The sequence below is a fragment of the Gordonia sp. ABSL11-1 genome (assembly GCF_030315685.1).
Lineage (GTDB): Bacteria > Actinomycetota > Actinomycetes > Mycobacteriales > Mycobacteriaceae > Gordonia.
The window spans coordinates 1-9,898 of record NZ_JASXSI010000048.1 but is presented as its reverse complement, the minus strand read 5'-3'; the positions used below and the strand labels follow the sequence as shown (position 1 = coordinate 9,898).

Here is a 9,898-nt window from a genome sequence, read left to right as displayed (position 1 = left end):
GCCACAACACCGGAGAACCCCGACGGCACTGGCGCGGGCGCGGATCTCTACCGGGACATCCTTGATCAGACAGTTCGCAACGGCACTGCCGCGGGCGAACTGGCGTCCTCAGAACCACACCGAGCGCGATCGTTGGCCGAGCTCAGTGCAAATCTCCGCGCACTAGGCCAGTCCGAACTCTACGGGGCTGAGTACGACCTGCAGCTCGATGAGAATGCGAGCACGGATGCGGAGAACGCAGCCAGCAAACGAATCAGGGACATAGTCAGTTCGGCATCCGCCGGATTGACCAGTGTCCCTCATCCAGCGGCGATGACAGCGGGAACTGCAGGGGCAGTCGCGGGTCCCTGGCTCTTGCCCGACCAATCCGCCGGAGACCTTGAATTTCGACCCCCAGCACCTACCGGGACCGGTGGCACGGCAGCTGAGGACGAGATCCATCTCGTGTACGGCGCTCTCGAAGGAGTCCAAGCAACACCAGATACCGGTGCGCCCGGGGAGTGGTTCAGCGGTGATGGGAAGCTAAAGCCACTTGCGGATATTCTCTCAGAGCACAAGGGGGATAGAGGGGACCTTTTGAGTGCGATGGAAAGCGCGCTAGGAAACGATAAGCTGTTGGCATCGCTGCGTGCGGGCACCAGCACTGGCAACCACCAGGGCGCAATGAATTTCGATCCCACTGACCCCGACAACTACGACGACATGATCCTGAACGGTTCGAGCTAGATGAAGTTGAAGTACGGCGCAGCATCGCTGGTCATCATGGCTTTGATCACTGGGACCGCTTGTGCGACTCCGGATTCACCCGCTGAACAATCGCGAACGATCAGCTCGCGGACCGCACCTACTCCTGTCGCGCCGCAGGATTACCGCTACCCCACCAACATCGCAGGTCCATACAATGTCGTCTGGTCAGCTGCCGACGGAATTGATCTGCACAGCAGACCTGCCGAACTTGCACGGGCTTATTTGGAGTCCTGTCAGCTGTCTGTGTATGGGAGGAAGGCAACCTACCCCGGCGCTCTCAACGCCGCTCCACAGCCAAGCGTCGAGAACAGGATAGGTTGTCTCTACCCACCGAAAGGGCCTGAGGGTACGTTTCCCGCTCTATTCGGCACCATGTACGCGCATATCGCGGAGATTCGGGCTTCCGACACAGAGGTGTCTGCACGCGGATGTTACCTGGGCAGCGGTAGAGCTGAGGTGGACACTTCGGAACCAGAGAGCGACTACCTCAGCGCCTACGAATTCAGCTTCACAGCTAGACTCCCTCCACAAGCGGTGGATCCGCGTGCGAACGTTCAACGCGAAGCCGCACCGGGAACAGGCACGCGTGCACCGCAATTCGACGTCTTCTATCCATGGAAGTTCGACGCAGTGCCATGGGCCGCAACCCGCACGCCCGAACCGCCCGTCAGCGAGCAACCCTGCACGATATGGGGAGCAGGCATGCTCGATCAGATCCCGGCATACCGCGGCCAGAACCCTATTGCGCCTGATGGTGATGTCGCAGTGTTGATCCCGAAGCTGTTCGGCGATGAAGGATTTCCCACTCTGCCCCAATCGCCGGCGTGGCCCTCACCCTGACCGCTTGCAACCTGCTGACACAGCACCACGCCGACCCGGAGACAGAGCAGATGGTTAAACACGAGCGCACATTCACCGGCGACTTCGACGAAGTCGTGCTGTTGGCATCGCTGCGCGCGGGCACCAGCACTGGCAACCACCAGGGCGCAATGAATTTCGATCCCACTGACCCCGACAACTACGACGACATGATCCTGAACGGTTCGAGCTAGATGAAGGTGAAGTACGGCGCAGCAGCGCTAGTCATCTTGGCTTTGGCCACTGGGACCGCTTGCGTGACTCCGGATTCACCCGCCGAACAATCGCTCACGACCAGCTCGCGGACCGCACCCACCCCTGTCCCGCCAAAGGACTACCGCTACCCCACTGACGTTGCTGGCCCCTACACTGTCGTCTGGTCAGCTGCCGACGGAATTGATCTGCACAGCAGACCTGCCGAACTCGCACGAGCCTATCTCGAGTCCTGTCAGCTATCGGTCTACGGGAGGCAAGCCGCTTACCCCGGTGCTATGACCGCTGCGCCAAAGCCAAGCGTCGAGAACAGGCCGAGTTGCCTCTACGCTCCAAAGTGGCCTGAGCCGACGTTCCCCGCTCTGTTCGGCACCATGTACGCGAATATCGCGGAGATTCGAGTTTCTGACGATGAGGTATCGGCACGAGGCTGTTACCTGCGCAACGGGCGAGCCGAGGTGGACACGTGGGAACCACAGAGCGCCTACCTCAGCGCCTACGAATTCAGTTTCACAGCCAGACTCCCACCCCAAACGGCCGATCCGCGAGCGGACGTTCGGCGCGAAGCCGCACCAGGACCAGGCACGCGCGCCCCACAGTTCGACGTATTCTATCCGTGGAAATTCGACGCGGTGCCCTGGGGTGCGCGCTCATCACCCCAACCGCCCGTCAGCGAGCGTCCCTGCACAGCATGGGGAGCCGGCATGCTCGACCAGATCCCGGCATACCGCGGTCAGAATCCGATCACACCTGACGGTCGGGAAGCCATGTTGATCCCAGAGCTAGACGGCCCGGAGGGATTCCCCACTCTGCCCCAATCGCCGGCGTGGCCCTCACCCTGACCACTTGCAACCTGCCGACACAGCGCCCAGACCGACCCGGAGACAGAGCACATGGCTAAACACGAGCGCACCTTCACCGGCGACTTCGACGAAGTCGTACGCGCAATCCACCGAGGCGTACTCTCCGGTAGTTCGTCGGCAGCTTCGAGGACTCGAGCGACCTCAACGTCGGTGACGTTCGTTGTTCGACAATGGTCTTCGAGCGCTACAGCATGGTCGGAGCCAACCGCCTGAGTCTCACAGTGACACTGGTGGGACGCGAACGAGATCTTGGCCTCGTCGCCATCGCATCCGGCGGCAGCCAGGCGATCTTCTGGAAGGTCAACTCCTTCGGCGAAGACGCGTTCCTGTCGCAGTTCATCGGGCTCGTGGATGCAATTGTCGAACGCCAGTCCGCCTGAGCCGCAACCTCAACCACACCAGTCAGACCCGCGGACATGGTCTGGACGAGTTCAACTCCGCGGTAACAGAAACGTCTGACCGGATGGCGGCCGAAGGTTTGGACACGGTCGAGCACGAGCCTGCAGACCGATGATCTGGTCACGGCGTCTCGGCTGGCTATGGTGCGTCAGTATCAGCCTGCGCGCAGCTATCGTCGTCGCCCATCTGCGTCGTTCACCTACAGACAGCCGCGTACAGGCGATCGAGGGCGGGCTCACCGATCCTGGTGAGGTGCGGTACGGCAAGAGTCCTGACAAGTTTGGAGTACTCGCACGTTGCCCCATAGGGGCGTTCGAGTTGGTGGCACTCGTGGATTCGGTTGTAATCGGAGGGTCCGGAAGTAAGGGGTTCATAAGTTGGGCTTCGCTCTCGAGCTCGGCGCGGGCTGATTCGCAGACATCACCGCTGCCAAATCCTCACACAGAGAACGCACTTCACCGACTGTCGGCGACAATTCATACGCGTGCTGATGACAGCATGCACTCAGTTGATGCCACAACGACGCCAGCCGGTCGGCCGTCGCACGGTCATCCAGCGATTTCAGGATCGCCAGTCTCGCGCGCATCGTCGCATTCTCGCAGGGGGCGTTGACGACATCGCACCGCTCCAGGACTGTCGCCTCGAGTGCTTGGCGCGCAACCACAGCGGCGAGCCTCGACGCGTTCCCTGAGGTCGAATCTCCCAGGCCACGCAGCAGATGTTGGGCGTAGGCGAGGAGTTCGGTCGGCGTCACCGCTGCTCCAGGATGTCGTCGACGGTCTTGCGTAGATCTCGGACGTCGTCCTTGCCGATGGTGGCGCCTTTGTGTACACCCTTTGTCGCGATGGCCATCGCCGGTCGACGATACTGTCGCCAGGATTTCCACCCCGAGAGGTCGGCATCGGTGGCGCCGTGGAGCGCCAATGCCACACAGGCCGTTGCACTTTTCGCTTCGGCCCATCGCACCTCCGTGTCGCGCTGCGGCTGACCGTCGACGTTGCAGCGCGTGAAGTAGACCTGCCGAGCTGCCGCCTCGATGGCGAACCGAAACAGACCGGGACACGCTCGCCGTTTGACGTCGTCCGGCACGTTCTCGTCGGCGACGATCGCGAAGGCGTCGTCAACGTAGCGGCGCGCCGGTTCTTCGGCGTTCTTCACCACGAGCCGCGACCCGGATTCGCGTGTGACCTCGATAAGGTGCGCATCGATTGACTGCTGGCGAATCGCGGTAGCCAGTCGATCGTCGTGCGAGAACACGATCACCTGCCGGGTCACGGCAAGTTCGCTCAGGACGTTCAGGAAGCCGTCGATCTTCGCAGGGTCCATCGCCTGGATCGGATCATCCAGAACGATGAACCGGAATGGGCTGGCTGCGGTCGTCGCTCGCGGGAGAAACAACGCGAGCGCGAGGGCATGGAGTTCGCCCTGGCTCATCACCGACAACGCGCCTGCCGGTTTGCCGTCCACGTGTCCCCGCAGGACCGCTTTGCGATGTGTGCGTTTGCCTTCCAGTGCTATCTCGGAGATCTCGACATCGCTCTCTTGCCGTAGCTGTGACCAGATGGTTCGTGCACCTTCGGAGATTGGTGCGAGCCGTTGTGCCCGAAAACGTTGCGAGTTCTCCTGAACCCACTTCCGCGCTTCCTCGATCACCATCACCGTGGCATCGGTGTCGCGGGCACGTCGTTCCAGCGCAAGCCATTCCAACGTTTCTTCCGCGATAGGCGCCCACACATCCTGTAACTCTGTCGCTGAATTGGCAGTCTCTGTCCGCAGGGCGGCGAGCGCGTCGGTGAGAGGCGGAAGGTGCGTCTCAATGTGACTTGGCAGATCTTCGACGACCTCGGGTACCGCCGATGCCGCAGCGAACGCGTCGCGGTAGGCCGCCAAGCTCGGCAGTTCGGTACCGTCGACCGGCGTTACATCGCGAAGTGATTCGAACAGGTGGCGCGCCGCCTGCTCTCGCTCGCGCACGTTCCGCTGCGCTTCGCGGTACATCGCGAGCTGTGAGTCGTCGGCGGCGATGGCCTCTCGGGCGTGAGTTTCCCAGTCAACGGTCAGGACCCCCTCGCCGCACACTGGGCAGGCCGGAGCGTCATCGTCATGCGCGCTACGGAATTCGAGTGCCCTCCGCAGCAGATCGGAGCGCTGCTCAGCGGTTCGCATGGCATCGTCCGCGAGGGTTCGTGCGTTGCCCAGCGCATCGCGCAGCCCAGTAGCGATCGTCGCAGCCGTGTCGGTGTCCGGCAGGTCCATACTCGCGATCGCCTGTAGAGCAGCGACTGTCGCGTGTTCGGTTGAGTCGGTAGCAGCAACCAGGCCGGCGATCGCGTCGAGGTCGGGAGTCCGAGAGCGCACGAGTTTTGCCAACGCGGCAGCGCGTTCGTCATCGACCCCGACGACTGCCTTCTTGAGTGCGGTTACCGCGTCCTTTGCGGTCTTGCGTGGCCGCCGCCGCTCCGCATACTCGGCGTTCAATCGAGTCTCTGCGTCCTGCACCTCGTCGAGTGCGAGCAGCTTGTCCAGCGCGTCGTAGAGTTTCGACGGCTCTTGCTCGAGGAGGCCGCCGATTTCGTCGTAGCTCAGGATCGGACGATAGATCTCGATAGCCGTGGACCAGCCGAGCGCATCGACCCCGATCTGTCGCTTCTCACCCTCACGCTGGGACCAGTGCTGGGCTTGGCTGAGTTCGGCTCCGTCGGGCCATTGCGCGCCGATCGAGGTCTTGGGCCCGTTCTCGGTGGTGAAGTCGACGCGCACCTCGCACGGCTCGCCGTGGTGCAGGTTGCGCCAGGTGTCGGCCCAGAGTTTGGCCTTGTTTTTCCAGCGGTAGCTCTGACCGGTGAGTGCGTACTCGAGAGCCTCGGCGAAACTCGACTTGCCGGACCCGTTGCGTCCGCTGATCACAGTGATGCCGGGGTAGGGCGTGATCGTCAGACTCGCCTCGGGACCGATTCCACGGAAACCGGCGACGCGGATTTCCCGCAGGAACGAACCAGCAGGTTCCTGCACTACCTGTGTGGTGTCGGGGCGTTGATGAGCCACTGACCCACCGCCGAGTTGCTCCGACAATGACTCATCGCTGTCGAGTGCCGCGATCACCACGTACTTCGCCTCGTCACTCAGCTCGTCGTCCGCATCGAGCAAGTCCCAGACGGTTTCGAGCAGAGACTTCTCATTGATCGAGATTGACTCGGTCACCACACTCCCCTTCGACGGCACTTCCGCCGACTCTCGCACACCGCAGCGACAGACGTGCCGCTGTTGTCGTCACGTTGTGATCTACTCCGACTCGTGCATGATCCCCTCGCCGCCGGAATCTATGAATCGGTTGTCACGCAGCGCCTGCAGGACCGCCTCAACGAGAGCAACCTGTCCGCAGAGTTCCAGAAGGTGCCTGCTGACGATCACGCTCACGTCTATGCACGCCACATCGCCGGCCTGGTCGAGCGCCAGCTCTTGCAGGTTGACGCGGCTGATCGAGTCGCCGCCGCGAACGCGATCATCGAACGTCTGGCCGACGGTGACATGGACGCCGTGACGCAACGGGACCTCTTGGCATCCCTGCACCCCGCCCACCATCAGGTTCCGGCCCGTCCCGCGACCCCGCTGTCGGAAGTCGCGCTGCTCACCAATACGCGCGACGAGCCGAACATGGCGAGTGAGATCTCCCGCGAACTTCAGAGCGCCGACCGCGTCGACCTGCTCTGCGCGTTCATTAGGTTCGCCGGTGTCGCAGTCATCGGCCGGGAGCTTCAAGCCCTCCGTGATCGTGGCGTTCCACTGCGCGTGATCACCACGACCTACCGCGGCGCGACCGAACGCCGCGCCGTCGACGACCTCGTCACCAAATACGGAGCCGACGTCAGAATCCGTTACGAGACGGCGTCGACGCGCCTGCACGCCAAAGCGTGGCTGTTTAGACGGAACTCCGGCTTCGACACCGGTTACGTGGGGAGTTCGAACTTGTCGCGGTCGGCGATGGTCGACGGACTCGAGTGGAACGTTCGGATCTCGAACGTCAGCACGCCGGCGCTCGTTCGGAAGTTCGAGGCGACTTTCGACACGTACTGGAATGACCCCGCGTTCAAGCAGTACGACCCGCGCACCGACGCCGCCCGATTGGACACCGCGCTCGCCGAGGCGGGTGGGTCCGGCTCGGGCCGCGAAACCATCACCGTCTCCGGTCTGGACGTGCAGCCATATCCGCATCAAGAGCGGATCTTGGAAGCGCTCTCGGTCACCCGCGAGGTACACGGTCAGCATCGCAACCTGATCGTCGCGGCGACTGGCACGGGCAAGACGGTTGTTGCCGCCCTTGATTACCGCAGGCTCTGTCAGGACACGGGCAAGCAGCTCAGTCTGCTGTTCGTCGCCCACCGGAAAGAAATTCTGGCGCAGTCGCTGCGCAAGTACAGAGAAGTCGTCGGGGACGGCAGCTTCGGCGAACTCTACGTCGACAGCCACCGGCCCACCGAGTGGAAGCACGTGTTTGCCAGCATCCAGTCGCTGGCGAGTCGCAGCAGCGAGGGAATTAATCCAACAGCCTTCGACGTCGTGGTGATCGACGAGTTTCATCACGCGGCTGCGTCGACATATACATCGCTGCTGTCGCGGATCGACCCGGCAGAGCTTCTGGGGCTGACCGCAACACCTGAGCGCTCCGATTCGCTCGACATTTTGCGCTGGTTCGGTGGTCGCTCCACTTACGAGCTACGCCTGTGGGATGCCCTCGAGCAGGACCTGCTCTGCCCCTTCCACTTCTTCGGGCTCGCCGACAACACTGACCTGCGCAGCGTCACCTGGTCGCGCGGCGACTATAACCGCGTCGACCTCGAGAACGTGTACACCGGCAATGATGCACGCACTCGCCTCATCCTCAACGCAGTTCGCGACTACGTCACCGACCCAACCACGATGCGCGCACTCGGATTCTGCGTGTCGATCGCGCACGCCGAGTACATGGCCCGAGAGTTCACCCGTCAAGGTATTGCCGCCCAAGCGATCTCCGCCGGCACACGCACAGCGGAACGCGCACAGGCTTTCGCTGACCTTCGAAACGGGACAATCAAGTGCCTGTTTGCCGTGGACATCTTCAACGAGGGCCTCGACATTCCCGACGTCGACACCCTGCTGATGCTGCGACCCACGCAGAGCGCCACGGTCTTCCTCCAGCAACTCGGTCGCGGGCTGCGGCGCTCCGCCGGGAAGGCCGTGTTGACGGTGCTCGACTTCATCGGTCACCAGCGTGCGGAGTTCAACTTCGCCCCACGGTTCACCGCGCTGACCGGTGCCCGCGGCCGCACTCTGGTCGACGAGATCGAGGATGGCTTTCCGTTCCTGCCCGGAGCCAGTCGACTGGTGCTGGATCGTCAGTCTCAGCAGATCATCCTCGACTCCGTGAAGCGCGCATTGCCGTCCAATCGTCGGTCCGCGCTGGTGGCGTCCGTTCGAGAAGTCAACACAAGCAACCTTGGCCAGTATCTGCGGACGACCGGAGGCGACCTCACTGACATCTACGCCGGCAGCGGAACGCGGGCGTGGACCCCGCTGCTGCGCGACGCTGCGCTGCCCGCGCCTGAGCCGGGTCCCGACGAAGATGCGCTGCTTCGACGAGTGCGAGCTCTCGCGCATGTCGACGACTACGAACGGTCATCGTTGTATCGCCGGCTGATATTCGCCGACGGTCCCCGCTATGACTCGTTGAACCCACGCGAGCAGACGCTGGCTCGCATGCTTTTCTTCACGCTCTGGTCAGATCTGGGCGGATTCACCAGCTACGACCAAGGTTTCGATGCCCTCCGCGTTCATCCCGCGGTATGCGAAGAGATTGAGCAGCTACTCACGGTCGCAGCCGACGGTATTCACCATGTGCCGCGCGCGGTCACTGACACTGCAGACGATCTGCCGCTACTCACGCACGCGCAGTACCGCCGAGAAGAAGTGCTGGCAGCCATCGGCTTCGCCAATCTTCAGCGCAAGGCGCGTGGGCAAGCCGGCGGAGTGACCTGGAGGGGCGACACTGGCGCATTGTTCGTGAACTTGCACAAGGATGTTCGTGAGTTCAGTCCCACGACGATGTATCGCGACTTCCCCGTCTCGCGTACCGAGTTCCATTGGGAATCACCGAACAACACTGCGATCAATTCCGATACGGGCCGCAAATTCGTGGAGCAACGCACCAACGGCTGCGACATTCTGCTCTTCGTCCGCGACCGCCCCGATGGTGACTTCGGAGCGGCGCCGTTCATCTACCTCGGGCCTGTGGACTACGTCGCGCATCAGGGTGAGCGGCCGATCGCGATCACGTGGCACCTGCGAAGGGCTATGCCGGTGGATGTGTTCGAGAGTGGGTCGGTCGTGGCGAGCTGATCTCGACACAGGGTGTCGTACCCGCCGTCTACGATCACCTCATGTACGGCTGGTGGCAATCGTTCGAGCATTTCTCCTTCCCCGATTCGTCCCCGATCGCTACGTCCGCTGATCTTCCACGCATTGAGCGACATGTTCGGGAGAACTGGCAGGTCAAAACCAAGAAGCCGGTCATCGGCAGCTTCGAAGACGGCGCCTGGACACTCGAGTACCGGGTCGATGCATCAAAGCTGCACCGGCAGTCCGTTAGCCAGCGACTGAAGTACGACCGAGCCCGCAGAAGCGGATCTCGCGGCAACCTCGGTCCGGTACCGCCGAAGTCCGAGTTGCTAATCCGTTCAATCGATCTCGATGCCGATAGCAACCGTGACGCCGGAACCAATCGACCTCGCCAGGAAGCCTCGGACCGAGATTACGCGAGAACATCGACCCTTAACCTCGATCCG

Annotated in this window: 5 protein-coding genes and 2 pseudogenes; 5 read left to right on the top strand and 2 right to left on the bottom strand. The window is 62.5% G+C overall.

The window, feature by feature from the left end:
- The 3 genes and pseudogenes from QSJ19_RS26040 to QSJ19_RS26030 form a co-directional block, all read left to right on the top strand.
- Positions 1-726: pseudogene (locus QSJ19_RS26040) on the top strand (hypothetical protein); the annotation flags it as partial.
- An 845-nt stretch (positions 727-1,571) separates the two neighbouring features.
- The gene (locus QSJ19_RS26035) at positions 1,572-1,799 is read left to right on the top strand and encodes a hypothetical protein (protein WP_286323955.1); all 228 of its coding nucleotides are present in this window, start codon (positions 1,572-1,574) and stop codon (positions 1,797-1,799) included.
- Between the two features lie 1,052 nt (positions 1,800-2,851).
- The gene (locus tag QSJ19_RS26030; protein WP_286323954.1) at positions 2,852-3,061 is read left to right on the top strand and encodes a DUF6054 family protein; all 210 of its coding nucleotides are present in this window, start codon (positions 2,852-2,854) and stop codon (positions 3,059-3,061) included.
- Between the two features lie 389 nt (positions 3,062-3,450).
- Here the strand turns inward: QSJ19_RS26030 and QSJ19_RS26025 are convergent, their stop codons facing one another.
- Together QSJ19_RS26025 and QSJ19_RS26020 are read right to left on the bottom strand one after the other, a co-directional pair.
- Positions 3,451-3,834: a hypothetical protein gene (locus tag QSJ19_RS26025; RefSeq protein ID WP_286323953.1), complete on the bottom strand. Its 384-nt coding sequence runs from the start codon at positions 3,832-3,834 to the stop codon at positions 3,451-3,453.
- Complete coding sequence (locus QSJ19_RS26020; protein ID WP_286323952.1) at positions 3,831-6,281, bottom strand: ATP-binding protein; 2,451 nt, start codon at positions 6,279-6,281, stop codon at positions 3,831-3,833. The genes QSJ19_RS26025 and QSJ19_RS26020 overlap by 4 nt, the downstream gene beginning before the upstream one ends.
- 93 nt (positions 6,282-6,374) lie before the next feature.
- On the opposite strand from QSJ19_RS26020, the gene QSJ19_RS26015 reads away from it, so the two are divergent.
- Both QSJ19_RS26015 and QSJ19_RS26010 read left to right on the top strand, forming a co-directional pair.
- Positions 6,375-9,452, top strand: a complete 3,078-nt coding sequence (locus QSJ19_RS26015) for a DEAD/DEAH box helicase (RefSeq protein WP_286323951.1) — start codon at positions 6,375-6,377, stop codon at positions 9,450-9,452.
- Between the two features lie 41 nt (positions 9,453-9,493).
- Positions 9,494-9,898 (top strand): annotated as a pseudogene (locus tag QSJ19_RS26010) (hypothetical protein); the annotation flags it as partial.